Source organism: Pelagibius sp. 7325 (assembly GCF_037652055.1).
In the GTDB taxonomy this organism is placed as follows: Bacteria; Pseudomonadota; Alphaproteobacteria; order Kiloniellales; family Kiloniellaceae; genus Pelagibius.
In genome coordinates, this window is the sequence record NZ_JBBKAH010000009.1 from 13,618 (window position 1) to 38,690 (window position 25,073).

Annotated in this window: 26 protein-coding genes; 23 read left to right on the plus strand and 3 right to left on the minus strand. The window is 68.3% G+C overall.

Annotated elements, in window-relative coordinates; genetic code table 11:
- Positions 1-149 precede the first annotated feature (149 nt).
- From WDC82_RS18460 to WDC82_RS18545, 18 genes are all read left to right on the plus strand, one after another.
- The gene (locus WDC82_RS18460; protein ID WP_340118859.1) at positions 150-1,355 is read left to right on the plus strand and encodes a deoxyguanosinetriphosphate triphosphohydrolase; all 1,206 of its coding nucleotides are present in this window, start codon (positions 150-152) and stop codon (positions 1,353-1,355) included.
- Entirely contained in the window at positions 1,352-3,106 is a 1,755-nt protein-coding gene (gene argS, locus WDC82_RS18465) for an arginine--tRNA ligase (protein WP_340118860.1), read from the plus strand. The genes WDC82_RS18460 and argS overlap by 4 nt, the downstream gene beginning before the upstream one ends.
- Positions 3,107-4,207 (plus strand): SPOR domain-containing protein, encoded by a 1,101-nt coding sequence (locus WDC82_RS18470; RefSeq protein WP_340118861.1) that lies wholly within the window; start codon positions 3,107-3,109, stop codon positions 4,205-4,207. It begins immediately after the preceding gene.
- A complete protein-coding gene (gene nagZ / locus WDC82_RS18475) occupies positions 4,207-5,241 on the plus strand; it encodes a beta-N-acetylhexosaminidase (protein WP_340118862.1) in 1,035 nt (344 codons plus the stop codon). Before WDC82_RS18470 ends, nagZ begins: the two co-directional genes overlap by 1 nt.
- On the plus strand, positions 5,241-5,942 hold the full coding sequence (locus tag WDC82_RS18480; RefSeq protein WP_340118863.1) for a site-2 protease family protein: 702 nt from the start codon (positions 5,241-5,243) through the stop codon (positions 5,940-5,942). The genes nagZ and WDC82_RS18480 overlap by 1 nt, the downstream gene beginning before the upstream one ends.
- A gap of 70 nt (positions 5,943-6,012) precedes the next feature.
- Positions 6,013-6,816, plus strand: a complete 804-nt coding sequence (locus WDC82_RS18485; RefSeq protein WP_340118864.1) for a ScpA family protein — start codon at positions 6,013-6,015, stop codon at positions 6,814-6,816.
- Positions 6,813-8,141 carry an SMC-Scp complex subunit ScpB gene (gene scpB / locus WDC82_RS25230; RefSeq protein ID WP_370661565.1) on the plus strand — a complete coding sequence of 443 codons (1,329 nt, stop codon included), beginning with the start codon at positions 6,813-6,815 and terminating at the stop codon, positions 8,139-8,141. The genes WDC82_RS18485 and scpB overlap by 4 nt, the downstream gene beginning before the upstream one ends.
- Positions 8,142-8,189: 48 nt before the next feature.
- Positions 8,190-9,269, plus strand: a complete 1,080-nt coding sequence (locus WDC82_RS18495; RefSeq protein WP_340118865.1) for an ABC transporter ATP-binding protein — start codon at positions 8,190-8,192, stop codon at positions 9,267-9,269.
- Between the two features lie 93 nt (positions 9,270-9,362).
- A complete protein-coding gene (locus WDC82_RS18500; protein ID WP_340118867.1) occupies positions 9,363-9,611 on the plus strand; it encodes a twin-arginine translocase TatA/TatE family subunit in 249 nt (82 codons plus the stop codon).
- A 50-nt stretch (positions 9,612-9,661) separates the two neighbouring features.
- The gene (gene tatB, locus WDC82_RS18505) at positions 9,662-10,162 is read left to right on the plus strand and encodes a Sec-independent protein translocase protein TatB (RefSeq protein ID WP_340118868.1); all 501 of its coding nucleotides are present in this window, start codon (positions 9,662-9,664) and stop codon (positions 10,160-10,162) included.
- A 7-nt stretch (positions 10,163-10,169) separates the two neighbouring features.
- The gene (gene tatC, locus WDC82_RS18510) at positions 10,170-11,054 is read left to right on the plus strand and encodes a twin-arginine translocase subunit TatC (protein ID WP_340118869.1); all 885 of its coding nucleotides are present in this window, start codon (positions 10,170-10,172) and stop codon (positions 11,052-11,054) included.
- Positions 11,055-11,170: 116 nt separating this feature from the next.
- Positions 11,171-12,265 (plus strand): YeeE/YedE family protein, encoded by a 1,095-nt coding sequence (locus WDC82_RS18515; RefSeq protein ID WP_340118870.1) that lies wholly within the window; start codon positions 11,171-11,173, stop codon positions 12,263-12,265.
- A 186-nt stretch (positions 12,266-12,451) separates the two neighbouring features.
- Positions 12,452-13,732 (plus strand): serine--tRNA ligase, encoded by a 1,281-nt coding sequence (serS, locus tag WDC82_RS18520; protein ID WP_340118871.1) that lies wholly within the window; start codon positions 12,452-12,454, stop codon positions 13,730-13,732.
- Between the two features lie 5 nt (positions 13,733-13,737).
- Positions 13,738-14,520 (plus strand): 5'/3'-nucleotidase SurE, encoded by a 783-nt coding sequence (gene surE, locus WDC82_RS18525; protein WP_340118872.1) that lies wholly within the window; start codon positions 13,738-13,740, stop codon positions 14,518-14,520.
- Positions 14,517-15,221, plus strand: coding sequence for a protein-L-isoaspartate(D-aspartate) O-methyltransferase (locus WDC82_RS18530; protein WP_340119096.1), 705 nt, complete (start codon positions 14,517-14,519; stop codon positions 15,219-15,221). The genes surE and WDC82_RS18530 overlap by 4 nt, the downstream gene beginning before the upstream one ends.
- Positions 15,218-16,498, plus strand: coding sequence for a M23 family metallopeptidase (locus WDC82_RS18535; protein WP_340118873.1), 1,281 nt, complete (start codon positions 15,218-15,220; stop codon positions 16,496-16,498). Before WDC82_RS18530 ends, WDC82_RS18535 begins: the two co-directional genes overlap by 4 nt.
- A 241-nt stretch (positions 16,499-16,739) precedes the next feature.
- Positions 16,740-17,345 (plus strand): DUF502 domain-containing protein, encoded by a 606-nt coding sequence (locus tag WDC82_RS18540; protein WP_340118874.1) that lies wholly within the window; start codon positions 16,740-16,742, stop codon positions 17,343-17,345.
- Positions 17,346-17,445: 100 nt separating this feature from the next.
- Positions 17,446-17,772: an antibiotic biosynthesis monooxygenase gene (locus WDC82_RS18545; protein WP_340118875.1), complete on the plus strand. Its 327-nt coding sequence runs from the start codon at positions 17,446-17,448 to the stop codon at positions 17,770-17,772.
- 205 nt (positions 17,773-17,977) lie between these two features.
- Here the strand turns inward: WDC82_RS18545 and WDC82_RS18550 are convergent, their stop codons facing one another.
- Positions 17,978-18,853, minus strand: a complete 876-nt coding sequence (locus tag WDC82_RS18550) for an ATP-binding protein (RefSeq protein WP_340118876.1) — start codon at positions 18,851-18,853, stop codon at positions 17,978-17,980.
- 174 nt (positions 18,854-19,027) lie between these two features.
- Here WDC82_RS18550 and yajC point away from each other — a divergent pair, with 174 nt between their 5' ends.
- The 4 genes from yajC (at position 19,028) to WDC82_RS18570 (ending at position 22,460) form a co-directional block, all read left to right on the plus strand.
- On the plus strand, positions 19,028-19,447 hold the full coding sequence (gene yajC / locus WDC82_RS18555) for a preprotein translocase subunit YajC (RefSeq protein ID WP_340118877.1): 420 nt from the start codon (positions 19,028-19,030) through the stop codon (positions 19,445-19,447).
- 61 nt (positions 19,448-19,508) lie between these two features.
- Positions 19,509-21,083, plus strand: a complete 1,575-nt coding sequence (gene secD / locus WDC82_RS18560) for a protein translocase subunit SecD (protein ID WP_340118878.1) — start codon at positions 19,509-19,511, stop codon at positions 21,081-21,083.
- Positions 21,084-21,094: 11 nt separating this feature from the next.
- Positions 21,095-22,039 carry a protein translocase subunit SecF gene (gene secF / locus WDC82_RS18565; RefSeq protein ID WP_340118879.1) on the plus strand — a complete coding sequence of 315 codons (945 nt, stop codon included), beginning with the start codon at positions 21,095-21,097 and terminating at the stop codon, positions 22,037-22,039.
- Positions 22,040-22,082: 43 nt separating this feature from the next.
- A complete protein-coding gene (locus WDC82_RS18570) occupies positions 22,083-22,460 on the plus strand; it encodes an Mth938-like domain-containing protein (protein ID WP_340118880.1) in 378 nt (125 codons plus the stop codon).
- 56 nt (positions 22,461-22,516) lie between these two features.
- Here WDC82_RS18570 and WDC82_RS18575 read toward each other — a convergent pair whose 3' ends face one another.
- Together WDC82_RS18575 and WDC82_RS18580 are read right to left on the minus strand one after the other, a co-directional pair.
- A complete protein-coding gene (locus WDC82_RS18575) occupies positions 22,517-23,101 on the minus strand; it encodes a superoxide dismutase (RefSeq protein ID WP_340118881.1) in 585 nt (194 codons plus the stop codon).
- A gap of 264 nt (positions 23,102-23,365) precedes the next feature.
- Positions 23,366-23,974: a urate hydroxylase PuuD gene (locus tag WDC82_RS18580; protein WP_340118882.1), complete on the minus strand. Its 609-nt coding sequence runs from the start codon at positions 23,972-23,974 to the stop codon at positions 23,366-23,368.
- A gap of 123 nt (positions 23,975-24,097) precedes the next feature.
- Between WDC82_RS18580 and WDC82_RS18585 the strand changes: the two genes are divergently transcribed.
- Positions 24,098-24,937: a phytoene/squalene synthase family protein gene (locus WDC82_RS18585; RefSeq protein ID WP_340118883.1), complete on the plus strand. Its 840-nt coding sequence runs from the start codon at positions 24,098-24,100 to the stop codon at positions 24,935-24,937.
- Positions 24,938-25,073: the final 136 nt, after the last annotated feature.

The window sequence follows — 25,073 nt, forward strand, 5'->3', positions numbered from 1 at the left end:
GACACCCAAGATGTAGGGAGTCCGGCGGGCTTGTCAAATCGGTCCCCGGAGAGGCCTGCGGCGGGGGGTGCCGAAACCCCCGAAAACCCGCCGAATGGCGCGGAAAACCGCCGTTGCGCGAAGGTCCGCAAGGCCGTAGGGTCGCGGCCATGTTGCACCAACAAACGCCTCTGCCGAGTCCGCCGGCCGCCTTCGCCTGCCGGCCCGAGGAAAGCCGCGGGCGCGATTTCGCCGAGCCGGAGAGCCCGACGCGCTCCTGCTTTCAGCGCGACCGCGACCGCATCGTCCATGCCGGGGCCTTCCGGCGCCTGAAGTACAAGACCCAGGTCTTCGTCTACCACGAGGGCGACTACTACCGCACGCGGCTGACCCACTCCATCGAGGTGGCGCAGATCGCCCGCTCGATCAGCCGGTCGCTGGGCCTCAACGAGGACCTGGCGGAGGCCATGGCGCTGGCCCACGACCTGGGCCACACCTGCTTCGGCCACGCCGGCGAGGACGCCCTGAAGGCGGCGATGAAACCTTACGGCGGCTTCGACCACAACGAGCAGACCTTCCGCGTGCTGACCCTGCTGGAGCGACGCTACGCCGAGTTCGACGGCCTCAACCTGACCTGGGAGACGCTGGAGGGCATCGTGAAGCACAACGGCCCCCTGACCGGGCCGGCGGCGCAGAAGAACGAGCCGGTGCCGGCGACCGTCGCCGCCTACTGCCGCGACAAGCGCGATCTGGAACTCGCCACCTTCGCCTCCGCCGAGGCCCAGGTGGCGGCGCTGTCCGATGACATCGCCTACAACAACCACGATATCGACGACGGCCTCAGGGCCGGGCTGTTCTCGCTGGACGACCTGCGCGACCTGCCGCTGGTCGGCCCGGTGCTGGCCGAGGTGGCGGCGCGCTATCCCGGGCTGGAGGAGGGGCGCCTGATCCACGAGACCATCCGCCGCCTCATCGACCACATGGTCACCGACCTGCTGGCCGAGACCCGCCGGCGCGTCGAGGCGCAGCGACCGGACAGCGCCGCGGCGGTGCGCCACCTGGCGGCGCCGCTGGTTGCCTTTTCCGACGGGATGCGCCAGAACGACCGCGCCCTCAGATCCTTCCTCTTCGCCCGCATGTACCGGCACTACAAGGTCAACCGCATGACCACCAAGGCCCGGCGGGTGGTGCACGAACTCTTCGAGCATTACCTGGCGCGCCCCGACTGTCTGCCGGACGAGTGGCAGGTGCAGGCGCGGGACCTGCCGGAGGCGGGACGGGCCCGCCTGGTGGCGGACTACATCGCCGGCATGACCGACCGCTACGCGCTGGACGAGCACGCCAAGAATTTCGATATCCGAGTCAGGAACGCATGAACCTTTTCAAGTACTTCAAGGACGTTGTTGTCGGCGAGCTGGAGGAAATGGCGGCCGCCGGTGCGCTGCCCTCCGGCCTCGATGTTTCGCGTGTCGCCGTCGAGCCGCCGCGCGACCGCTCCCATGGCGACCTCTCGACCAACGCCGCCATGGTGCTGGCCAAGCCGGCGGGCATGAAGCCGCGCGAGCTCGCCGAGGGACTGGTCGAGCGGCTGCGCCGCCACCCCGACGTGACCGAGGTTGCGGTGGCCGGCCCGGGCTTCATCAATCTGCGCCTGGCGCCGGCCGTATGGTACGCGCGTCTCGGCGATATCCTCAGCGAAGGCACCGCCTACGGCGCCAGCGACATGGGCGCGGGCCAGGCGGTGAACGTGGAGTACGTCTCGGCTAACCCGACCGGGCCGCTGACCGTCGGCCATGCCCGCGGCGCCGTGGTCGGCGACGCCCTGGCCGGCCTCTTGGCCAAGGTCGGCTTCGCGGTCACCAAGGAGTACTACATCAACGACGCCGGCGGTCAGGTCGACACGCTCGCGCGCTCGGCCTACCTGCGCTACCGCGAGGCGCTGGGCGAGGAGATCGGCGAGATCCCCGCGGGGCTCTATCCCGGCGACTACCTGAAGGACGCCGGCGCCGCGCTGGCCAGGCGCGACGGAGACAAGTGGCTCGGCAAGGACGAGGCCGCTTGGCTGCCGGCCGTGCGCCAGTTCGCCATCGATTCCATGATGGACCTGATCCGCGATGACCTGGATTACCTCGGTGTGCATCAGGACGTCTTCTCCTCCGAGCGCAAGCTGGTCGAGGCCGGCGGCGTGGAGGAGGTGCTGAAGTTCCTGGAAGAGCGCGGCCTCGTCTACACCGGCGTGCTGGAGCCGCCCAAGGGCAAGACGCCCGAGGACTGGGAGCCGCGCCCGCAGCTGCTGTTCAAGGCGACCCAGTTCGGCGACGATATCGACCGCGCGCTGAAGAAGTCCGACGGCTCGTGGACCTACTTCGCCGGCGACATGGCCTACCACCTGGACAAGTTCCGCCGCGGCTTCGCGCTGATGATCAACGTCTGGGGCGCCGACCACGGCGGCTACATCAAGCGCATGACCTCCGGCGTCAAGGCGCTGACCGACGGCAAGGGCGACCTGGACGTGAAGGTCTGCCAGCTGGTGAACCTGAAGCGCGGCGGCGAGCTGGTGAAGATGTCCAAGCGCTCGGGCAGTTTCGTCACCCTGCGCGAGGTTATCGAGGAGGTCGGCAAGGACGTCGTGCGATTCATCATGCTGACGCGCAAGAACGACGCGACGCTGGATTTCGACCTCGTCGAGGTGACCGAGCAGTCGCGCGACAACCCGGTCTTCTACGTGCAGTACTGCCACGCCCGCTGCCGCTCCATCCTGCGTCATGCCGAGGCGGAAATGCCGGCGGTTTCCCTGGATCCCCAGGCCCTGGCGGGGGCCGACCTGGAGCGCTTGACCGACTCGGGGGAGCTTGATCTGATCAAGCTCCTGGCGGAATGGCCCCGCCTGCTGGAAAGCGCGGCGGAAGCGCACGAACCCCACCGTGTGGCCTTCTACCTCTACGACCTGGCCGGGGCCTTTCACGGCCAGTGGAACAAGGGCAAGGACCATGCCGAACTGCGCTTCCTGCTGCCGGACGACCCGGTGCTGACGGCGGCGCGCCTGGCGCTGGTGCAGGCGGTCGCCTTCGTGGTCGCCTCGGGCCTGGAGATCTTCGGCGTTACGCCGGTTGAGGAGTTGCGCTAGATGGCGAGCGATCAGGGGCGCGGCAGAGGGTCAGATGACGATCTGACCGCCGGTCCGCCGCCGCACAGCGACCGTCCTTTCAGCGACGAGGGCATGCGCCGGATCATCTATGGACAAGACAGGGGCGAGGGCCGTGCGCGCGACGGGCGTAGCGAAGCCTTCGCCGACGACACCGCCGAACTGGAGGCCGATCTGCGCAGCCGACGCAACCTGGTGCCTATCGTCACCGCCCTCGCCGCCGTTTTCTGCTTCGGCGCCATCGTCTGGTACGCCTACACCTGGGGCACCGGCAAGATGACCAGCGACGAGCTGCCGGTGGTGCGCGCCGAGCCGATGCCGGAGAAGGTGAAGCCCGAGCAGCCCGGCGGCATGGTGGTCGAGCACCAGGGTATCGAGGTGCTGAATCCCGGCGAGGCCGGCGCGGGCACGCAGCGCGTCGAACGCCTGCTGCCGCGCCCGGAAATTCCGGCGCCGCCGGAACCGCTGCCGGAGGCCCCGCAGACGGCACAGGCGGAGCCGCAAGGCCTGCAGCCCGACAGCATTCCCGCGGTCCCGCAGATCGTGGAAGAGAGCACCGCGGACACGACCGAGAGCCCGGACCTGGCCGAAGAGGCGCTCGAGGGCGAGTTGGGCGAGGGCGAGACGGGCGAACCGGCGGAGGCCGAGTCTGAACTGGCGGAGGGCGGCATCGCCAAGCCGATCCCCAAGCCGGCGGATGGCGCCGCCGGCGGCGGCGACGTGATCGCCAAGCTGCTGGAGCAGCAGCCGATGGAAACCGCCAACGGTGAGAACCAAGCCCCGGCCGCAGCGCCGGCGGCGGACCCGGCCGGCAACCAGGTTGCGGCACTGACCGCCGGCGACGTGGTGCTGCAGCTTTCCTCGGTGAAGTCGCAGGCCGCCGCCGCCACGGAGTGGAAGCGCCTGACCGCCGCCCATCCGGGGCTGCTGGGCGACCGACCGCTGGCGCTGGAGCAGGCCGACATCCAGGGCACGACATACTTCCGTGTGCAGACCGGCCCGTTCCCCAGCCGCGCGGCGGCCGCCGATATCTGTGCCAAGCTGAAGGCCCGCAACCAGGACTGCCTCGTCAAGCAACGCTGATGTCAGACATGACCGATCCGAAGACGCCCTCCGCGGCGATCTATGGCTGCGCGGGGCTCTCCCTCGGTGCCGAGGAAGAAGCTTTCTTCCGCGCCGCGAACCCCTTCGGCTTCATCCTCTTCGCCCGCAACTGCGAGAACCCCGGCCAGCTGCGCGACCTGGTGGCGGCCCTGCGCGCCAGCGTCGGGCGCGACGACGCGCCGGTGCTGATCGACCAGGAAGGCGGCCGGGTGGCGCGCCTGAAGCCGCCGCACTGGCGCGCGGCACCGCCGGCCAGCTACTTCGGGCGCATGGCGAGCCATGACCGGGCGCGCGCCCACGAGGCGCTGCGGATCAACACGACGATGATCGCCGCCGAGCTGACCGACCTCGGCATCGACGTCGACTGCGTGCCGTTGCTGGACCTGCAGTTCCTCTGGGCGCACGACGTGATCGGCGACCGCTCCTTCGGCGGCGATCCGGAACTGGTCGCCGACCTCGGCCGCGTGGTCTGCGAGACCATGCTGGAGTGCGGCGTCATGCCGATCGTCAAGCACATCCCCGGCCACGGCCGCGCCCGTGTCGACAGCCACAAGGAACTGCCGGTGGTCGACACCGGCGCGGCGGAACTGGCGGCGACGGATTTCAAGCCCTTCCAGGCTCTGGCCGACGCGCCCTGGGCGATGACCGCCCACGTGGTCTACACGGCGCTCGACGCCGATCGCCCGGCGACCACCTCGCAGGGCGTGATCTCCGGCGTGATTCGCGGCCAGATCGGTTTCGACGGCCTGCTGCTGTCCGACGACCTCTCGATGGAGGCGCTGCGGGGGAGCCTGGGTGAGCGGGCCCAGGCCTCGCTGGGCGCCGGCTGCGACGTCGCCCTGCACTGCAACGGCAAGCCGGAGGAGATGGAGCAGGTGGCCGCGGCGGTCGGGCCCCTGACGGCCGAGGCCCAGCGGCGCATTGCCGCCGGCCGGGCGCGTCTCGGCCGGCCCGAGGCGGTCGATCAGGCGGCCTTGCAGCGCCGCCTTGACGGCCTCATGAATATCGCATGATGCCGGACCTCGATATCGAGTTCACCGCCCAGGCCTATACGATCTCCACCTGGATCCTGCCGATCCTGCTGGCGATCACCCTGCATGAGGCGGCGCACGGCATCATCGCCTGGTCCTATGGCGACGATACCGCCTACAAGCTGGGCCGGGTGACGCTGAACCCGCTGAAGCACGTCGATCCCTTCGGTACCATCGTGCTGCCCTTCCTGCTCTATCTCTCGCCGCTGCCCTTCGTGTTCGGCTACGCCAAGCCGGTGCCGGTCGCCTTCCACCGCCTGCGCAAGCCCCGCCGCGACATGATCTACGTGGCGGCCGCCGGGCCGATGTCCAATTTCCTGCTGGCGGTGATCTCCGCGCTGCTGTTCCACCCGGCCGCGCTGCTGCCCGATGCGGCGGCGGAATGGGTGCAGCTCACCCTGCTGAACTCGATCTTTCTGAACCTGGTGCTGGCGGTGCTGAACCTGCTGCCGCTGCCGCCGCTGGACGGCGGGCGCATCGCCGTCGGCCTGCTGCCCATCGGCCTGGCCGCGCCGCTGGCCCGGATGGAGCGCTACGGCCTGCTGATCCTCATTGCGGCCTTCTTCGTGCTGCCCTACGCAGGCCGCTTCATTGGTGCTAACCTTTCCTTCTTCGACCTGGTGATTCGCACCCCGGTGAATTGGCTGATGCCGTATTTCACCTGGCTGGCGGGACTGTCGTAAGGCCGATGGCGTGAGGAGCCTGAGATTTGCAACCACCGTTTGAGAGACCCCCGAGCGTGAGGGATCCGGCGTGAGTGATGTGGTCCCCTTCGAGGAGGGCATCGAGGGCGCGCGCAGTGCGGTGCGCGACCGCCTGCTGCTTGAACTGGACGGCTATGCCGGGCCGATCGACGTGCTGCTGGAGCTGGCGCGCGAGCAGAAGGTCGACCTCAAGCACATCCGCATCCTCGACCTCGCCGAGCAGTACCTGGAGTTTGTGCGCGAGGCCCGCACCCTGCGCCTGGAGCTGGCCGCCGACTACCTGGTGATGGCCGCATGGCTGGCCTATCTGAAGTCGCGCCTGCTGCTGCCGGAGACCGGCACCGAGGAGGAGCCGAGCGGCGCCGAGATGGCCGCCGCGCTGAAGTTCCAGATGCAGCGCCTGCAGGCCATGCGCGACGCCGGCGAGAAGCTGATTCTCCTGCCGCAGCTGGGCAACGACATCTTCGGCCGCGGCACGCCTGAGCGCCCGCGCACGCGCACCACAACCACCTACGACGCCACGCTGTACGACCTCTTGAAGGCCTATGGCCGCCAGCGCGCCAAGCAGGGCCCCAAGAACCTGCAGATCCATGCCACGGAGCTCTACTCGGTGGATCAGGCTGTGACGCGGCTCTCGGCCATGCTGGGCCGCATGCCCGGCTGGCGCTCGCTGGCGGCCTTCCTGCCGCAGGACCTGCAGCAGGATCCGCTGCTGCGCCGCTCGGCGTTGGCCTCGACCTTCGTCGCCACCCTTGAAATGTGCAAGGCAGGCAAGCTGCAGATCCGCCAGGAGGGGACCTTCGGGGCCATCTACCTGCGCAGCGCCGCCGAGGATCAACAGGAGCAAGTATGACCGCCGAGACACCGGAAGCGGAACTGCCCGAAGTGGACATGGTCGAGAGCGACGTGCCCGAGACCGAAATGGCCGAGTTCGAAGCGGCCGAGATGGACGCTGCCGGCTCGGATGCCGATCGAGACGGCGACGAGGCCGGCGAGGAGGATTACGACGTCGAGGATGATCTCGCCGCCCAAGCCGATGAAGCGGATGCCGATGAAGCGGCGGCCGACGACGGCGAGGAGGCTGACTTCGAAGACGGCGATGCTGACGACGAAGAGGCCGACGACGACGAAGCCGAGGATGAAGATGCCGAGGCGGCGGCCGGCGGCGACGACGAGGAGGCGACCGACTTCGACAACCTGCGCCTCGTCGAGGCCCTGCTGTTCGCCTCCGCCGAGCCGCTGGCGCCGGCCCAGCTCGCTCGCTTCCTGCCCGATGAGACCAACGTCACCGCGCTGCTGAACGACCTGGAGCAGCTCTATGCCAACCGCGGCGTGAACCTGGTGAAGCGCGGCGGGCGCTGGGCTTTCCGCACCGCGCCGGACCTCGCTCCGCGCATGGAGCTGGAGAACAAGGTGGTGCGCAAGCTGTCGCGCGTCGCCCTGGAGACCCTGGCGGTCATCGCCTATCACCAGCCGGTCACCCGCGCCGAGATCGAGGAGATTCGCGGCGTCGCGCTCTCCAAGGGCACCCTGGACGCGCTGCTGGAGATCGGCTGGATCCGTCCCAAGGGGCGCCGCAAGACGCCGGGCCGCCCGGTGACCTGGGGCACCTCGGAGAGTTTCCTCGACCATTTCGGCCTGGAAGGCCTCGATGCCCTGCCGGGTGTGGAGGAGCTGAAGGCCGCCGGCCTGCTCGACGCCCGCCCGGCGATCACCGCGCTCGGCGACCGCGGCCTGCTGCCGGCTGCCGGCGAGATCTCGCCGGAAGTCGTGGACGAGGACGACGAGGACGACGGCGAGATGACCGAGGCCAGCGAGCGCGAGCTGCTGGAAGAGACCTTCGGCGAGAACCTGCTGCCTCAGGAAGTCGACCTCGCGGCGCGCGCGGAAGCCGCCGAGGCGTCGGATGACGAGGAAACCGCCGACGACGAGTCCGCCGACGACGAGTCCAGCGACGTCGAGGATGGCGACCCGGAGGACGCGGACGAAGCGGAAGACGAGGACGGCCTCGAAGCGCATGCCGACGATGACGCGGAGGCCGAGGCGGCGGACGTGGAAGACGCGGACTATGACGACGCGGACGACGACGACGACGCCGATGCGGAAGCTGGGGGCGACGCGGAAGAGGGGGGCGACGATGACGATTTCGCGCAGCGCCGCCAGCGGAGTGCCGGCTGAGCCGGCGGGTGCGCCGCCGGCTTCCTGAGCAGCAGATGGCCTGAATCCATGTCCGCGCTTTCCCTGGAGCATGTCAGCCATGCCTTCGCCGACCTTTTGGCGGTCGACGACCTCAACCTGACGCTCGAACGCGGCGAAGTGGTGTGCCTGCTGGGGCCGTCGGGCTGCGGCAAAACCACGGCGCTGAGGGTCGCCGCCGGGCTGGAGCACCTGCAGCAGGGCCGCGTGCTGATCGAGGGCGAAGTGGTCGCCGGCGCGGACCGCGAGCGGCCGCCCGAGGACCGATCGGTCGGGCTGGTGTTTCAGGACTACGCGCTGTTTCCCCACCTGACCATCGCCGACAACGTCGCCTTCGGCCTGCGCCGCCTGCCGGCCGCCGAGCGGCGCCAGCGGGTGAGCGCGGCGCTGGACCTGGTCGGCATGAGCGCCTCCGCCGGGGTCTATCCCCACATGCTCTCGGGCGGCCAGCAGCAGCGCGTCGCCCTGGCCCGCGCGCTGGCGCCCCGGCCGCGGGTGATGCTGCTGGACGAGCCCTTCTCCAACCTCGACGCCCGCCTGCGCCAGCAGGTGCGCGACGACACCCTGCACGTGCTGAAGCGGAGCGGCACCACCACGCTGATGGTGACCCACGATCCGGAAGAGGCCATGTTCATGGCCGACCGCATCGCCCTGATGCGCGCCGGACGCATCGTGCAGCTGGGCACGCCGGCCAATCTCTACTATGAGCCGGTGGATGCCTTCGTCGCCTCTTTTTTCGGCGATATCAATTACATGGAAGGCGTTGTTAAGGCGGGAGAGGTGGCCACGCCCTTCGGCGCGGTGGCGGCCGGCGGACAGCCGGAGGGCAGCGCGGTGCAGGTGCTGATCCGCCCGGAGGCGCTGCACCTGACGCCGGTCGAAGACGGCTGTGCGGTGCCGCCGCACAGCGTGACGGTGATGGCCTCGCGCCTGATGGGTCGCACCAGCCTCGTCCACCTGCGCAGCCTGGAATTACCCGACACCGCACCCCACTTTCATGCCAGGGTGCCCGGCCGTTTCCTGCCGCCGGAAAAACAATGCCTGGCGGTGGCGCTCGACCGTTCGCAAGCCTTTGTTTTTCCTGGAAACGGTGGCGGACGTGACGGTTAACCCTATTGCGCTGGAGCGTTGCGGCGGCGGGGCCTTTTTGCGATAGTCCGCCCCAAGAGGCGGTTACGATCAAAGTTTGAGGGAGATCCCGGAATGGGAAGTTTCAGTATCTGGCACTGGCTCATCGTTCTGGCCGTGGTGCTCGTTCTGTTCGGCGGCGGCGGCAAGATTCCGAAGCTGATGCGCGACATGGGACAGGGCATCAATGCCTTCAAGAAGGGCCTGAAGGAAGACGGTAAGAAGAAGGAAGAAGAAACGGCGGGCGACAGTCCCAAGGTGATCGACCAGGACTCCGCCGCGATGTCGTCCTCCGGGGAAAAGGACAAGGCGGCGAACGGCTGACGCCGGGCGTCTTGCGCTTCCCCGCCACCCCCTGCCGATGATGGGCGGTCATGTTTGATATCGGGTGGTCCGAGATGGCGATCATCGCATTCGTTGCGCTGATTGTGATCGGACCCAAGGACCTTCCCAAGACCATGAAGACCGTCGCGCAGTGGATGCGCAAGGCGCGCTCCCTCACGCGCGAATTCCAGTCCGGCATCGACGACATGGTGCGCGAGGCGGAACTGGAAGACGCCCGCAAGGCGCTGGACGCGACGCGCGGCGGCAACCTGAAGCGCACCCTCTCCAACGCTATCGACCCGGACGACGAGGTCGGCAAGGAGGTACGCTCGGTGGAGCACGAGGCGTCCCGCCGCGACGACAGCGCCAAGCCGGCCGGGAGCAACGCCGGCAGCAACGCGGATAAGGCGGCGGCCAAGATGATCAGCCAGCCGGCCAGCCCCGCGCCGCCGCACTCGTTGACGCCGCCGGCCGAAGCGCCGGCCGCCGGCGGCAAGGCGGAGCCGGAGCCCGCCGGCCCGGCCAGCCAGGGTTCCAAGCAGTCCGCATGACCCTCAGATGACCACCACGACCGACGCTCCCGAAGACAAGAAGATGCCGCTGCTCGATCACCTGATCGAGCTGCGCCAGCGGCTGCTCTATTCGGTGGTGGCGCTGCTGGTCACGTTCCTGATCTGCTTTTATTTCGCCCAGCCGATCTTCCAGTACCTGGCGCAGCCGCTGGCCGACGTCATGCTGGAACACGGCATCGCCGAGCACCAGCGCCGCCTGATCTTCACCGCGCTGACCGAGGTGTTCTTCACCTATGTGAAAGTCGCCTTCTTCGCGGCCGCCTTCATCTGCTTTCCGATCTTCCTGGTGCAGTTCTGGCTGTTCGTCGCGCCGGGCCTCTACAAGCACGAGAAGTCGGCGCTGGCGCCTTTCCTGGCCGCGACGCCCTTCCTGTTCTTCCTGGGCGGCGCGCTGGTCTACTACCTCATCTTCCCGATGGCGGCGACCTTCTTCATCGGCTTCGAGGTGCCGGCGACCGAGACGAGCCTGCCGATCCAGCTGGAGCCGAAGGTCAACGAGTATCTCTCGCTGCTCATGCAGCTGATCTTCGCCTTCGGACTCTGCTTCCAGCTGCCGGTGGTCATGACACTCCTGGCGCGCGTCGGCCTGACGACCTCCCAGGGCATGGCGGCCAAGCGCAAGTACGCCATCGTCGGCGTCTTCATCGTGGCGGCGATCTTCACGCCGCCGGACCCCTTGAGCCAGCTCAGCCTGGCGGTGCCGATCATCATCCTCTACGAGATCTCCATCCTCATGGCGCGCATGGTCGAGAAGAAGCGTGCCAAGGCGGAGGCCGAGGATGACCTCGATCTCGGCGGCGATGATGACGATGACGGCCCCGATGACAACAGCAGCGGGTCCTCCAAGGACGTCGTTCCGCCGGCGCCCTGAGCCTTAGGGGTACGGACGCCTTTTCCCGGGTGATCTGAATCAAGGAGCCCTTCACCTATTCCCGCTAAAAAAATGGGAAATAGGGACCTCCTTTGATCGGGCCTGGATCGGGCGGCATGGACATCAGCGGCATTCTCGAAATCACCGGCGATACCGGCGCGGCGGCGCTCATCGGCATTGCCGTCGGCGTCATCTTCGGCGTGTCCTCGCAGCGCAGCCGCTTCTGCCTGCGCGCGGCGACCGTCGAGTTCGCCCGCGGCCGGCTCGGCGACCGCATGTCGGTCTGGCTGCTGTGCTTCTCCACCGCGGTGTTCTGGACCCAGGCCTTCACGCTGGCCGACCTGGTGCCGCTGGAGCAGGCGCGCTGGCTGGCCTCGCCGGGCTCGATCTCCGGCGCCGTCATCGGCGGGCTGCTGTTCGGTGCCGGCATGGTGCTGACGCGGGGATGCTCCGGGCGCCTCTTGGTGCTGGCGGCCTCGGGCAACCTGCGCGCGCTGCTCTCCGGCCTGGTCTTCGCCGTCACCGCCCAGATGTCGCTGCACGGCGTGCTGGCGCCGCTGCGCAACAGCCTGGCGGGCCTCTGGACCACCGGGGCCGCCAACATCGAGCTGACGAGCTTCTTCGGCCTCGGACCCTATGCCGGGGTCGCCGTCGGCGCGGTGCTGGCCGCCGTCGCCCTGGTCGTCTCGCGGCGCGCCGGCATAGGCTGGCCGGTGCTGGTGTTCGGCTCGGGCGTCGGCTTCGCGGTGGGCGCGGGCTGGCTGCTGACGGCCCTGGTCGCGGCCCAGGCCTTCGATCCCGTTCAGATCGAAAGTCTCACGTTTTCAGGTCCCTCCGCCGATACCCTCATGTATTTTATGACCGCTGAGGATGCTGTCGACTTCGACATCGGCCTGATCCCCGGTGTCTTCATCGGCGCCGCCCTGGCGGCGCTGGCGGCGCGCGAATGGAAGCTGGAGGGCTTCGAGGGGGCGAAGTCCATGCGGCGCTACCTCTCGGGCGCGGCGATGATGGGCTTCGGCGCCATGCTGGCAGGCGGCTGCGCCATCGGCGCCGGCGTCACCGGCGGCTCGACCTTTGCCCTGACGGCATGGCTGGCGCTCACCTGCATGTGGATCGGCGCCGTGGCGACGGACTACCTGGTCGACCAGCGCGGGTCGGCCGCGGTGGATCCGACCCCCTCCGGCCCGCAACTTCAGAAATCACTTTAGCTCGGCGCCGATTTACGAGTCGCGTGAGCGGTTTGGCCTTCGGCGTTGCCCTGGCCATTGAGGCTAAGTGTAGGATTCCTGCGGTATTTCTTGAGCGAATCGGGCGAGTCGGACGTGGACAGAGGCGCTGGCGGGGCCTTATAAGTGGCCCGATTCGCCTGTAACAAACCCGAGTCGCTTGCCCCTATGTACGACATCAGATGGATCCGCGAGGAACCGGCAGCCTTCGACAGCGCCATGACGCGACGCGGTCTCGCGGCGCGGTCGGGCGAGGTGCTCGCCCTCGATGCCAGGCGCCGCGAGGCGCAGACCGCGCTGCAGACGCTGCAGACCCGGCGCAACGAGGCGTCCAAGGCGATCGGCGAGGCCAAGCGCAAGGGCGAGGACGCCGCGGCGCTGATGGCCGAGGTGGCGGGTCTCAAGGACAAGATGGCCGAGGCGGAAGAGGGCGAGCGCCGGCTGGGCGAGGAACTGCAGGATCTCCTGAGCGGCCTGCCCAACGCGCCGCTGCCCGAGGTGCCCGACGGCGCCGACGAGAGCGCCAATGTGGAGGTCCGCCGCCACCTGGAGCCGCGCAGGTTCAACTTCGATCCCAAGGAGCACTACGACCTGGGCGAGGCGCTGGGGCTGCTGGACTTCGAGGCGGCGGCCAAGCTCTCCGGTGCGCGCTTTGCGGTCATGCGCGGCAAGCTCGCCCGGCTGCACCGGGCGCTGGCCCAGTTCATGCTGGACCTGCACACCACCGAGCACGGCTATACCGAGGTGGCGCCGCCGTTCCTGGTACGCGACGAGGCGCTGTACGGCACCGGCCAGCTGCCGAAGTTCGCCGAGGACCTGTTCCGCACGACCCACGGCCTGTGGCTGATCCCGACCGCCGAGGTGCCGCTGACCAACCTCGTGGCCGACGCGATCGTCGCCGCCGAGGCGCTGCCGCTGCGCGTCACCGCGCTGACCCCCTGCTTCCGCTCGGAGGCCGGTTCGGCCGGGCGCGATACCCGCGGCATGCTGCGCCAGCATCAGTTCGAGAAGGTCGAGCTGGTCTCGGTCACCGCGCCGGACCAGTCGGCCGATGAGCTGGAACGCATGGTGGGCTGCGCCGAGGCGGTGCTGAAGCGCCTCGGCCTGCCGTACCGCACCATGGTGCTGTCGACCGGCGACATGGGCTTCTCGGCGGCCAAGACCTACGACGTCGAGGTCTGGCTGCCCGGCCAGGACGCCTACCGCGAGATCTCGAGCTGCTCCAACTGCGTGGACTTCCAGGCCCGTCGCATGAAGGCGCGCTTCCGACCTGAAGGTGAGGATAAGGGTACCCGCTTCGTGCATACGCTGAACGGCTCCGGCGTCGCGGTCGGGCGCGCCCTGATCGCGGTGATGGAAAACTACCAGCAGGCCGACGGCAGCATCGAAATCCCCGACGCGCTGCGACCCTACCTGGGTGGGCTGGAGGTCATCGCCGCCGATGGTTGAACCGCATGGCTAAGGGCACCCTCAATCTCAGGAAGGCGCGGATCCTCGTCACCAACGACGACGGCATTCACGCGCCCGGCCTGAAGATCCTGCAGAAGCTCGCCAAGACGCTGAGCGACGACGTCTGGGTGGTCGCGCCGGAAACCGAGCAGTCGGCGACCAGCCACTCGCTGACCCTGCGCCGGCCGCTGCGCGAACGCCGCCTGGGCGCCAAGCGCTTCTCCGTCGACGGCACGCCGACCGACTGCGTGCTGATCGCCAAGCACCAGATCATGCGGGACTGTCCGCCGGACATCGTGCTCTCCGGCATCAACGATGGCGGCAACCTGGGCGAGGACGTGACCTATTCGGGCACCGTCGCGGCGACCATGGAGGCCGCGCTGCTCGGCTTCCGCGCCATCGCCTTCAGCCAGCAGCGCCAGCCCGACGGCTCGGTGCGCTGGAAGGTGGCCGAGCAGTACCTGGCGGACATCGTGCGCAAGCTGGTCGCCATGCCGTGGTCGAAGGACCTGCTGGTGAACGTAAACTTCCCGGCGGTGGCGCCTGAATCGGTCACCGGTATCGAGGTCTGCCGCCAGGGGCGGCGCGACCAGGGCACCACGGTGACCGAGGGCGAGGATCCTTCCGGGCGCCGCTTCGTGTGGATCGGCGGCTACCAGGCCGACGACTCGCGGGACGAAGACACCGACCTGGCGGTCACCGCGCGCGGGGGCATCTCCGTGACGCCGCTGCACCTGGACCTGACGCACCGGGACACCATGAAACGCATGCGGGGGATATTCGGCTGATGGTCGCTTCGCGCAAGATCCGTTTGATTATGGAATTGCGCCGTGCGGGGATCGCGGACACCGAGGTCCTCTCCGCCATCGAGCGCATTCCGCGTGATGCCTTCACGCCGGAAAGCTTCCGGCATCAGGCCTACGAGAACATGGCGATCCCCATCGGTCAGGGCCAGACCCTGAGCCAGCCGCAGGTGGTGGCGCTGATGACCCAGGCGCTGCGCGCCAGCCGGCGCACCAAGGTGCTGGAGGTCGGTACCGGCTCGGGCTACCAGGCGGCGGTGCTGTCGCGCCTGTGCCGGCGCGTCTACACCATAGAGCGCTTCAAGGAGCTGCTGAAGACCGCCGAGGCGCGCTTCCTCGCCTTGCGCCTGCACAACATCACCGCGCGCCACGGCGACGGCTGGAAGGGCTGGCGCGAGCAGGCGCCGTTCGACCGCATCATCGTGACGGCCGCGGCGAGCAGCATTCCCGGCGCGCTGGTCGACCAGTTGGCCGAGGGCGGGCTCATGGTCCTGCCGGTCGGCAAGACCTCGCGCGACCAGGCGCTGCTGCGTCTGACCCGCACGCCCGAGGGCGTCAAGGAGGAACACCTGACCGACGTGCGCTTCGTGCCGCTGGTCTCCGGCGTTCCCGGCCAGGTCATCAGGGGCCAGGAAGCCCAGGAGGAGGGCAACGATCAGCTGCAACGGCGGGGAGACGTTGCATGAAAGGGACGGGTCTCGCCTTGAAGTCCGCGGCGCTGCTGTGCTCGGCCCTGGTGCTGGCCGGCTGCTTCGCGACGCCGAGCTACCGGCCGGTCGGCTACGTGACGCCGAAGGATCCGCCGCCGCTGCCGCTGCGCAAGCCGGCGCCGCCGGCCGACCTTGCCGGCTGGAGCAGCCCGGCGCCGGCCGGCACCGCCGGCGTCGCCAGCACGCCGCCCGGCATCATCGACGTCGAGGTGCAGGAACTGGCGCCGCAGACCGTGTCCCAGACGGCCTTGCCGGCGACCCAGCCCGCCGCCTCTCAACCCGCTGCCCCTCGACCCGCCGCCCCACAACCGGCCGTCCAGCAGGTCGCGGCGGCTCCCGCCGGTGAGCGTCCAGGGGGCGGGCGTCCAGGGGGCGGGCGTTACGTGGTGGCCAAGGGCGACAGCCTCTACGGCATCGCGCGGCGCTTCGGCCTGCCGATCCGCGCGGTGATCGACGCCAACGACCTGCAGCCGCCCTATGCGCTGACCGTCGGCCAAGCGCTGACGGTGCCCAACGCGCAGATCCACGAGGTCGCCGCAGGCGACACCATCTACAACATCGCCCAGCGCTACGACATCGACCGCAGCGAACTGGTGCGGCTGAACGACATCCAGCCGCCCTACACGATTCCGCTGGGCCAGAAGCTGATCCTGCCGACGCCGGGCTCGGCGGTCGACAACGAGCCGGCGCCGACCGAGGTCGCCTACACGCCGTCGCAGGAGCCGATGGGAGAGCCCGCGGCCGAGGCGCCGAAGACCGCTGTCACGACCCCGGAATCCGCGGCACCGGCGCCGTCCGTCGTGCGGACGCCGGAGAAGGTCCGCGCGGCGCTGGCCAATCCGCCGGCGCGCGCCGGCTCCTCGTTCCTCTGGCCGGTGCAGGGGCCGCTGCTGTCGTCCTACGGCGCCAAGGCCGGCGGCGAGCACAACGACGGCATCAACATCGCCGCCCCGCGCGGCACGCCGGTGCGCGCCGCCGAGAACGGCGTGGTCGCCTATGCCGGGCAGGAGCTGAAGGGCTTCGGCAAGCTGCTGCTGGTCAAGCACGCCGACGGCTGGGTCACCGCCTACGCCCACAACGAGGAACTGCTGGTCGCCGCCGGCGACACCGTGCAGCGCGGCCAGACCATCGCGCGGGTCGGCAGCAGCGGCCACGTCGACCGACCGCAGCTGCACTTCGAGGTGCGCCGCGGCACCCGCGCCGTCAACCCGGAAGCCCAGCTCTCCCCGCGCACAGCCTCGGCCGCGGATTAGCAGGTTGCTGAAAAAAAGGTTCCGACCTGTGGCCCATCCTTCGAGACGGCGCTGACGCGCCTCCTCAGGATGAGGTAGTGCTTGAAAAGATTGACCTCATGCTGAGGAGCGAGCGGTAGCGAGCGTCTCGAAGCACGATGTCAATCAGGCCGTCAGGCTTCTTCCAGCGTCTTGCGAGACTGGCCCCCGAACCTCCCACCAGGTGCTATCCTGTCGCCACCAACAGGTGCGGGAGGAGACCATGGCAACCTGGAGCGGCTTCGTGAAAACCACGGTGATCGGCGGCATCGTCTTCCTGGTGCCCTTCATCGTGGTGATCTTCATTCTCGGCAAGGCCTTCGTCTTCATGCGCGGCATCGCCCAGCCGCTGACCACCGCCCTGCCGAGCGTCGATACCGCCGGCGAGATCATTCTGGTGGACCTGCTCGCCGTGGCGCTGATCCTGGCCGTCTGCTTCGTGGCGGGGCTCGTCGCGCGGGCCGCGGCCGCCGGCCGGCTGGTGAAGGCGCTCGAGGCCCGCGTGCTCTCGCACGTGCCCTTCTATCACTTCGTGAAGGGCATGACCGAAAGCGTCGTCGAGGCCGAAAGCGATACAGAGATGCGCAGCGTGCTGGTACGCCTTGACGACTACAGCCAGCTCGCCTTCGAGATCGAGCGCCTGCCGAGCGGCGAGGTCGTGGTCTTCCTGCCGGGCGCCCCCAATCCCTGGTCCGGGGCGGTCTGCATCGTCGCCGCCGAGCGGGTGAGCCCCTTGGACGCCCCCATGCTCGCGGCGGTGCAGAACATCAAGCACCTGGGCAAGGGATCGGCAAAGCTGCTCCCGCAGCAGGCTTTGCCGCAGGCATAATTCGACCGCCGCCGCAGCGAGGCGGCTGGACCGGCCGCCGGTGCAGCGCCAGACTGCCCCCCTGCGTGATCGGAGCACGCGATCAGGAGGACTGCCGTCCATGCATGTGGTGATTTTTGAAGTCTGGCCGAAGGACGGCCGCCGCGACGCCTATCTCGACATCGCCGCGTCGCTGAAGGCCGAGCTGGTACAGATCGACGGCTTCATTTCCGTCGAGCGCTTCACCAGTCTGACCGAGGAGGGCAAGATGCTCTCGCTGTCGTTCTGGCGCGACGAGGACGCGGTGAAGCGCTGGCGCGAACACGCCGAGCACCAGGCCGCGCAGGGCCGCGGCCGCCACGAGATCTTCGCCAACTATCGCCTGAGAGTGGCCTCGGTGCTGCGCGACTACGGCCCCAAGGAGCGGGCGGAAGCGCCGCAGCCTTAGGGATTGAGACACGCTCTTCTCACGCCACGTTGACGCTGTCGTCCCGGGGCTTGACCCCGGGACCCAATGCCCTGGCCGATTGATCGATCGTGGACAGAGCTTCCCGTGCTTGCGGCCGGCGGGATGCAACCATCACACCGTATCGCCACGCGCTGACGCCAATGGGCCCCGGGGTCAACCCCCCCGGGACGACATCCAGTCTTGCTCAATCCTGCAGCGTCTTGCCCAGGCGTCCCGCGAGATCCTGGATGTACTGCCAGGCGACGCGGCCGGAGCGGGCGCCGCGGGTGACCGACCATTCGCGCGCCTCGGCGTGGAGCTGGTCCTTGGGCAGATCGAGGCCGTAGCGCTCGGCGTAGCCCTCGATCATCGCGAAGAAGGTGTCCTGGTCGCAGTTGTGGAAGCCGAGCCAGAGGCCGAAGCGGTCGGAGAGGCTGACCTTCTCCTCCACGGCCTCGGAGGCGTGGATGGCGGTCGAGCGCTCGTTCTCGATCATGTCGCGCGGCATCAGGTGGCGCCGGTTGGAGGTGGCGTAGAAGAGAACGTTGGCAGGGCGTCCCTCGACGCCGCCTTCCAGCACCGCCTTCAGCGACTTGTAGCTGGCGTCCTCGCCGTCGAAGCTGAGGTCGTCGCAGAACAGCACGCTGGGTCGGTTCACGCCGCGCAGCCGGGCCAGCAGGCGGGGCAGGGTCGGGATGTCCTCGCGGTGGATCTCCACCAGGGCGAGGCGCGGGCCCTCGGGCAAGTCTTCGTTGACCTTGGCGTGGACCGCCTTCACCAGCGACGACTTGCCGGCGCCACGCGAGCCCCACAGCAGGGCGTTGTTGGCGGGCAGACCCTCGGCGAAGCGGCGGGTATTGCGGTAAAGCGTCTCCGCCTGGCGGCCGATGCCTTGCAACAGCGCAATGTCGACCCGATTTACATGGTGAACCGGCTCCAGCCGGTCGTGTTCGGGGTGCCAGACGAAGGCGTCGGCCCCGTCCATGGCCACCGCAGAAGAGGGCGCAGGGGCGAGTCGCTCCAAGGCCTCCGCGATGCGCTGGAGAACCGGGAGGAGGTTGTCACTGTCGGGGCTGCTCATCTATGCTCCAAAGAACGTAACTTAACAGGCTGAATTTGGCCGCAAAATCTATTGCGGCGCGGGCTTTCGGTCAATCCGCGGTCAGCGGTACGGGCAGGCTTTCCCGTGGCGTTGCAATTCGCGCACGTGCCGTTATAGTCCGCCGGTCTGACTGCTCGGAAGAGGTCTCAAAGTATGCTTATTTCGCCAGCCTATGCCCAGGCTGCCGGTGGCGGTGGAGCGGATATTTTCCAGTCCCTCCTGCCGATCATCCTCATCTTCGTCGTGTTCTACTTCCTGCTGATCCGTCCGCAGCAGAAGAAGGTCAAGCAGCACCGCGAGATGGTTTCCGCCCTCAGGCGCGGCGACAAGATCGTCACGGCCGGTGGCCTCATCGGCACGGTCACCAAGATCATCAGCGACACCGAGGCCCAGGTCGAACTGGCCGAAGGCGTGCGCGTGCGGGTGGTCCGCCACACCATCTCCGACGTGCTGAGCCGCACCGAGGCGGCGCCCGGCGGCGGCACGCAGACCGCGGCCAACGATGCCGGCGGCAAGCCCAAGAGCCTGCTCGGCAGCCTGTTCGGCGGCAACAAGCCCGGCAACAAGTCCTGATCCCCTGGAAGTCCTGATCCCCCTTGGGGGGTCGGGACGGCTCTGGAAAGCGCCCTAGCCGATGGTTCATCTGCCCCGCTGGCAAGTCATCCTGATTCTCCTGGTCGTGCTGGCCGGGGTCGTCTTCGCCGCGCCCAACCTGCTGCTGACCCGCGACCAGGCGACGCAGATGGCCGACGAGGGCAGCGTGATTCCGCACCAGCAGATCAGCCTGGGGCTGGATCTGCGCGGCGGCGTCTACCTGCTGGCCGGCGTCGATCTGGCCTACGCCTTCGAGAAAGATCGGGAGAACCTCGCCGACACCGTGCGCAGCGCCCTCAACGAGGCGGGCATCGGCTACCGCGAGCTCGGCCTCGTCAACGACGCCGTCCGGGTGACGCTGGAGAACGCCGACGACGCCAGCGACGCGCGCCAGGCGATTAACCGCGTGCAGACCGGCGTGCAGATCGAGGGTGTCGGCGAGCAGGGCATGAGCGTCGCCTACACCGAGGCCGAGATGCGCCAGCGCACCGACGAAATCATGTCGCAGGCCATCGAGGTGATGCGCCGCCGCATTGACGACACCGGCACGCGCGAGGCGGCGATCCAGCGCCACGGCGACGACCGCATCATCATCCAGGTGCCGGGCCTGGACGACCCGCAGCGCCTCAAGGCGATCATCGGCACGCCCGCGGTGCTGAGCTTCCGCTTCGTGAACGAGAACGTCTCGCCGAACGGGCAGATTCCGCCGTCGTCCGAAGTGCTGCCGGCGGCCGACGACGCGCGGGCAGGACCCGCGGCCTACGTGGTTAGCAAGCGCATCATGGTCAGCGGCGACCATCTGACCGACGCCACCTCGGGCTTCGACCAGAACAGCCGCCCGGTCGTGAACTTCGCCTTCGATACCCTGGGCGCCAAGCGCTTCGGCGACGCCACCCGCGAGAACGTCGGCAAGCTCTTCGCCATCATCCTGGACGAGAAGGTGATCTCCGCGCCGGTGATCAACGAGCCGATTACCGGCGGGCGCGGCATGATTTCCGGCAACTTCACGGTGGAGACGGCCAACGACCTGGCGCTGCTGCTGCGCGCCGGCGCGCTGCCTGCACCGGTCACCTATCTGGAAGAGCGTACCGTGGGCCCGGGCCTCGGCGCGGACTCGATCCTGGCCGGCGAGATCGCCTCGGTGTTGGGCCTCGTCTTCGTGGTGGTCTTCATGGTGCTGGCCTACGGCCTGTTCGGTGCCATGGCCAGCGTCGCGCTGATGGTGAACCTCATCCTGCTGATGGCGGCGCTCTCGGTGCTGCAGGCGACGCTGACGCTGCCGGGCATCGCCGGCATCGTGCTGACCATCGGCATGGCGGTCGACGCCAACGTGCTGATCTTCGAGCGCATCCGCGAGGAAGTGCGCAACGGACGCGGGCCGGTGACCGCCGTCGACGCCGGCTACCGCCGCGCCCTGTCGACCATTCTGGACTCCAACCTGACGACGCTGATCGCCGCGCTGCTGCTGTTCCACTTCGGCTCCGGCCCGATCAAGGGCTTCGCCGTGACGCTGTCGCTTGGCCTGATCACCTCCATGTTCTCGGCCATCATGGTCACCCGCCTGATGGTGGCGACCTGGCTGCGCCGCCGGCGGCCCCAGGCCCTCGCGATCTAGGAAGCAACGCCATGGCTCTCATCCGCAGGCTTCCCGTCGAGCCCAACCTGAACTTCATGCGCCGCCGCGCGCTGTTCCTGCTGGTTTCGCTGGCGATCGTGGTCGCCTCGGCGGGTCTGTTCCTGACCAAGGGCCTCAACCTCGGCGTCGACTTCCGCGGCGGCATCCTCATCGAAGTGCGCACGCCGCAGCCGGCCGACCTCGGCCAGCTGCGCGACCGCCTCAACAGTCTCGGCATCGGCGACGTGACGCTGCAGCAGTTTGGCGAGCCGACCGACGTGCTGATCAACATCAGCCGCCCGGAAGGCGACGAGAGCGAGCAGATCCACGTCATCCAGCAGGTCATGGAGGCGTTGGGCCCGGACGTCGAATCGCGCCGCCAGGAGTATGTCGGCCCCAAGATCGGTGACGAACTGAAGGAAGCGGGCTTCCTGGCCACCATGCTGGCCATGGCGGCGATCGGCATCTACATCTGGTTCCGCTTCGAATGGCAGTTCGGCGTCGCCGCGTTGATCGCGCTGCTGCACGACGTCATCGCCACCATCGGCTTCTATTCGCTGACTCAGATCGAGTTCAACCTGGCCACCCTGGCGGCGGTGCTCACCATCGCGGGCTATTCGATCAACGATACCGTGGTGATCTTCGACCGCGTGCGCGAGACCCTGCGCCGCTACAAGAAGCTGCCGCTGGTGGGGCTGCTGAACCGCGCCATCAACACGACGCTGTCACGCACCATCCTGACGTCGTTCACCACGCTGCTGGCGCTCGGCGCGCTGTTCTTCTTCGGCGGCGAGGTCATCCGCGGCTTTACCGCCGGCCTCATCTGGGGCGTGGTGATCGGCACCTATTCGTCCTTCGGCCTCGCGGTGCCGCTGCTGTCCTACATCGGTCTGCGGCGCGGCGGCGAGGACGATGCGGAGCCGGTGGCAGCGAGCGCGGCCAAGGCTTCTTCCTAACCAGCAACCCGAAAGACCCACAACCCGAAAGAAAGGAGCGGAGATGGACGTCACACCGCTCATTCCCCAGGGACGCCAGGTCATCGAGAGCTATGGCGACGGCGGCTTCAGGGTCGCCGGCGAGCGCTATCGCGGCTCGGTGCTGGTGCTGCCGGACTGGTCGGCACCCTGGCCGCTGGCGGCCATCGGTGAACTCACCCTCGAAAGCCTGGAGCCGGTGCTGGCGGCCGAGCCGCCGGTGGAAGTACTGCTGGTCGGTTGCGGCAAGGCCATGGCCTTCATCGAGCCGGCGCTGCGCGAGGCGGCCCGGGCGCGCGGCGTGGCGCTGGAACCGATGGACACCGGCGCCGCCTGCCGCACCTACAACGTGCTGATGGCGGAAGACCGCCGGGTCGCCGCGGCACTGATCGCGGTGGACTGACGGCAACAAAAAAGGGGCCCTTTCGGACCCCTTTTTACTTCGTATCCCGGCAGGTATCAGGCGGCGTCGAAGTTCTTCGCCGCGAAGTCCCAGTTCACCAGGTTGTCGAGGAAGGACTGCAGGAAGTCCGGGCGCCGGTTCTGGTAGTCCAGGTAATAGGCGTGCTCCCAGACGTCGCAGGTGAGAATGGCCGTCTGGCCCTTGGTCATCGGGGTCTCGGCGTTGCCGGTGGTGACGATCTTCAATTCGCCGCCTTCCTTGACCAGCCAGACCCAGCCGCTGCCGAACTGGCCGACGCCCTTGGTCTTGAACTCTTCCTTGAACTTGTCGAGGCTGCCGAAGGCCTTGTCGATGGCCGTGGCCAGCTTGCCGCTCGGCTTGCCGCCGCCGCCGGGCTTCATCGAATTCCAGAAGAAGGTGTGGTTCCACACCTGGGCAGCCTGGTTGAAGAGACCGCCGGAGCTGGATTTGATGATCTCCTCGAGGGACTTCTTGGCATTGTCGGTGCCCTCGATCAGCTCGTTCAGCTTGGTCACGTAGGCATTGTGGTGCTTGCCGTGGTGGAAGCTCAGGGTGTTGGCCGAATAGTGCGGCTCCAGTGCGTCTTGCGCATAGGGCAGGGGGGGAAGCTCGAACGCCATGCCGTCTCTCTTTCTATTTCTCTTCTGTCCAATAGGATGCCGTCCGGCCCGGTCCGGCCGGTTCGGCGACTTTGCTTCTCCAGGCACAATTAGTCGGAAGCGCATAAAGTTCCAACACCAATCCGCCGCGGGTGCGGGGCAAATGCTGAAATTTCACGGCTTTGGCCCGGAGATAAGACCGGAAGCGTCAGTCTAGCGCATCAGGCGCTTTCTATCATCCCTACTGGCGAAGGGTCTTTCGGGGCGGACGTCTAGAAGAGGTGCTTAGTAGAGATTTTGGGCCGAGACCATGGCGAACAGCATGGGAAACACCAGGGCGGTGTTGAGGCGCGAGACAATGAGGGCCGTGCGGGCGGCGCGCGCCTTGCTTGCCGCGTCGGTCTCCACCAGGCCGAGGACGCGCTTCTGGTTCGGCCAGATGAGGAACCAGACGTTGAACCACATGATGGTGCCCAGCCACATGCCGATACCAATCATGGTGTGCTTGTCCACGGCGTCCATCAGGCCGAGCGTGATTGCCTCGACGAGGTAGCCGTTCAGCTGTGCCAGCACCAGGCCGGTCACCAGTGTTGCCACGGCGGCCCAGCGGAACCACCATAGGGCGGCCGGCGCGATGACTTTCCCGATAGCCGGCTTCTGCGCGTCGGGGATCTTCGCCATGCTGGGGATCTGCACGAAGTTGAAGTAGAACAGCAGGCCGACCCACATGATGCCGCTCAGCACATGCAGCCAGCGGAACAGCACCGCACAGAAGACGTAGAGGTCGAGCCCCTCCAGGCTGCCGGGCAAGCCGAGGGTGCCGAGCACCAACAACACCGCCAGGATGACACCCGCCAGGATCGCGTGGGGCAGAGACGTGAGGAAGCCAGCCATTTTCATCTCGCTGAATGAAGTTGCCGCGCAGGGCCGCCGCGCCTTCGGAGTCGCCTCGCGCCAGCATAGAGAGGCCGCGGCGGGCGGCCAAGCGATGCCCCGGGACGGCAAAGGCCGCGACCGATGAAAGAACTTTCGCCCTGCGGCGCCCTGGTGGAGCGGCACGACCGCGACCGCTACCTCGCCAGCCTCTTCGCGCCGGAAGCCGAGCGCGAGCATCTCTTCGCGCTCTACGCCTTCAATCATGAAATCGCGAAGACGGCCGAGGTGGTGAGCGAGCCGATGCTGGGGCAGATCCGGCTGCAGTGGTGGCGCGAGAGCCTGGACGGCATCTACGGCGGCAACCCGCGTCAGCACGAGGTGGTGCAGCCGCTGGCCGAGGCGATCGCCGCCCGCGACCTGCCGCAGGCCGCGCTGGAGACCATCATCGATGCGCGCGCCTTCGATCTCGATCCGGAGCCGCCGGCGGACCTCGATGACTTGCGCGTCTATGTCGAGGGCAGCTCGACCGCGCTGCTGCACCTGGCGCTGAAGATCCTCGGCGCCGAGGACGCGGCGAGCCGCCGGGCCGCCGACCACCTGGGGCCCGCCTGGGCTTATCTCGGCCTGCTGCGCGCGTTGCCGCTGCACGCGCGCCAGAAGCGCAGCTACCTGCCGGCAGACCTCGCGGCCGAGGCGGGCGTCGACCTGCAGGATCTCTTCGAGCTGCGCTCATCGCCCGGGCTGCGCCGGGTCTCCGGCATCCTCATGGACGCCGCGGCGGAGCACCTGGCGGCGGCGCGCCGCGTCGCGAAAGATGTGCCGCGCGCCGCGCTGCCGGCCCTGCTGCCGGCGCGTCTGGCCGACCTCTACCTGAAGCAGCTGCGCCGCGCCGGCAACGACCCCCTGGCCCCGCAGGCGCAGACGCCCGCGCCCGGCCGCGTCTGGCGCATGGCCTGGGCCCACTGGCGCGGGCGGTATTGAGGGGGGCGGAAAGGTTCCGTGCCGATCCTGCCTCGTCCTTCGAGACGCCGCCTGGCGGCGGCTCCTCAGGATGAGGCAGGATAGAATGGCATTTTGATTGACCTCATCCTGAGGAAGCCGCGAAGCGGCTGTCTCG

Bases quoted from the DNA above. Each gene is read 5' to 3' on its own strand.
- scpB (WP_370661565.1), top strand. From the start codon at position 6,813: ATGACCGCCGAGACACCGGAAGCGGAACTGCCCGAAGTGGACATGGTC.
- WDC82_RS18470 (WP_340118861.1), top strand. From the start codon at position 3,107: ATGGCGAGCGATCAGGGGCGCGGCAGAGGGTCAGATGACGATCTGACC.
- WDC82_RS18570 (WP_340118880.1), top strand. From the start codon at position 22,083: ATGGACGTCACACCGCTCATTCCCCAGGGACGCCAGGTCATCGAGAGC.
- WDC82_RS18585 (WP_340118883.1), top strand. From the start codon at position 24,098: ATGAAAGAACTTTCGCCCTGCGGCGCCCTGGTGGAGCGGCACGACCGC.
- WDC82_RS18575 (WP_340118881.1), bottom strand. From the start codon at position 23,101: ATGGCGTTCGAGCTTCCCCCCCTGCCCTATGCGCAAGACGCACTGGAG.
- serS (WP_340118871.1), top strand. From the start codon at position 12,452: ATGTACGACATCAGATGGATCCGCGAGGAACCGGCAGCCTTCGACAGC.
- tatC (WP_340118869.1), top strand. From the start codon at position 10,170: ATGACCACCACGACCGACGCTCCCGAAGACAAGAAGATGCCGCTGCTC.
- WDC82_RS18580 (WP_340118882.1), bottom strand. From the start codon at position 23,974: ATGGCTGGCTTCCTCACGTCTCTGCCCCACGCGATCCTGGCGGGTGTC.
- WDC82_RS18545 (WP_340118875.1), top strand. From the start codon at position 17,446: ATGCATGTGGTGATTTTTGAAGTCTGGCCGAAGGACGGCCGCCGCGAC.
- WDC82_RS18535 (WP_340118873.1), top strand. From the start codon at position 15,218: ATGAAAGGGACGGGTCTCGCCTTGAAGTCCGCGGCGCTGCTGTGCTCG.
- WDC82_RS18495 (WP_340118865.1), top strand. From the start codon at position 8,190: ATGTCCGCGCTTTCCCTGGAGCATGTCAGCCATGCCTTCGCCGACCTT.
- WDC82_RS18500 (WP_340118867.1), top strand. From the start codon at position 9,363: ATGGGAAGTTTCAGTATCTGGCACTGGCTCATCGTTCTGGCCGTGGTG.
- surE (WP_340118872.1), top strand. From the start codon at position 13,738: ATGGCTAAGGGCACCCTCAATCTCAGGAAGGCGCGGATCCTCGTCACC.
- WDC82_RS18460 (WP_340118859.1), top strand. From the start codon at position 150: ATGTTGCACCAACAAACGCCTCTGCCGAGTCCGCCGGCCGCCTTCGCC.
- WDC82_RS18540 (WP_340118874.1), top strand. From the start codon at position 16,740: ATGGCAACCTGGAGCGGCTTCGTGAAAACCACGGTGATCGGCGGCATC.
- yajC (WP_340118877.1), top strand. From the start codon at position 19,028: ATGCTTATTTCGCCAGCCTATGCCCAGGCTGCCGGTGGCGGTGGAGCG.
- secD (WP_340118878.1), top strand. From the start codon at position 19,509: ATGGTTCATCTGCCCCGCTGGCAAGTCATCCTGATTCTCCTGGTCGTG.
- WDC82_RS18480 (WP_340118863.1), top strand. From the start codon at position 5,241: ATGCCGGACCTCGATATCGAGTTCACCGCCCAGGCCTATACGATCTCC.
- WDC82_RS18515 (WP_340118870.1), top strand. From the start codon at position 11,171: ATGGACATCAGCGGCATTCTCGAAATCACCGGCGATACCGGCGCGGCG.
- secF (WP_340118879.1), top strand. From the start codon at position 21,095: ATGGCTCTCATCCGCAGGCTTCCCGTCGAGCCCAACCTGAACTTCATG.
- argS (WP_340118860.1), top strand. From the start codon at position 1,352: ATGAACCTTTTCAAGTACTTCAAGGACGTTGTTGTCGGCGAGCTGGAG.
- tatB (WP_340118868.1), top strand. From the start codon at position 9,662: ATGTTTGATATCGGGTGGTCCGAGATGGCGATCATCGCATTCGTTGCG.
- WDC82_RS18550 (WP_340118876.1), bottom strand. From the start codon at position 18,853: ATGAGCAGCCCCGACAGTGACAACCTCCTCCCGGTTCTCCAGCGCATC.
- nagZ (WP_340118862.1), top strand. From the start codon at position 4,207: ATGTCAGACATGACCGATCCGAAGACGCCCTCCGCGGCGATCTATGGC.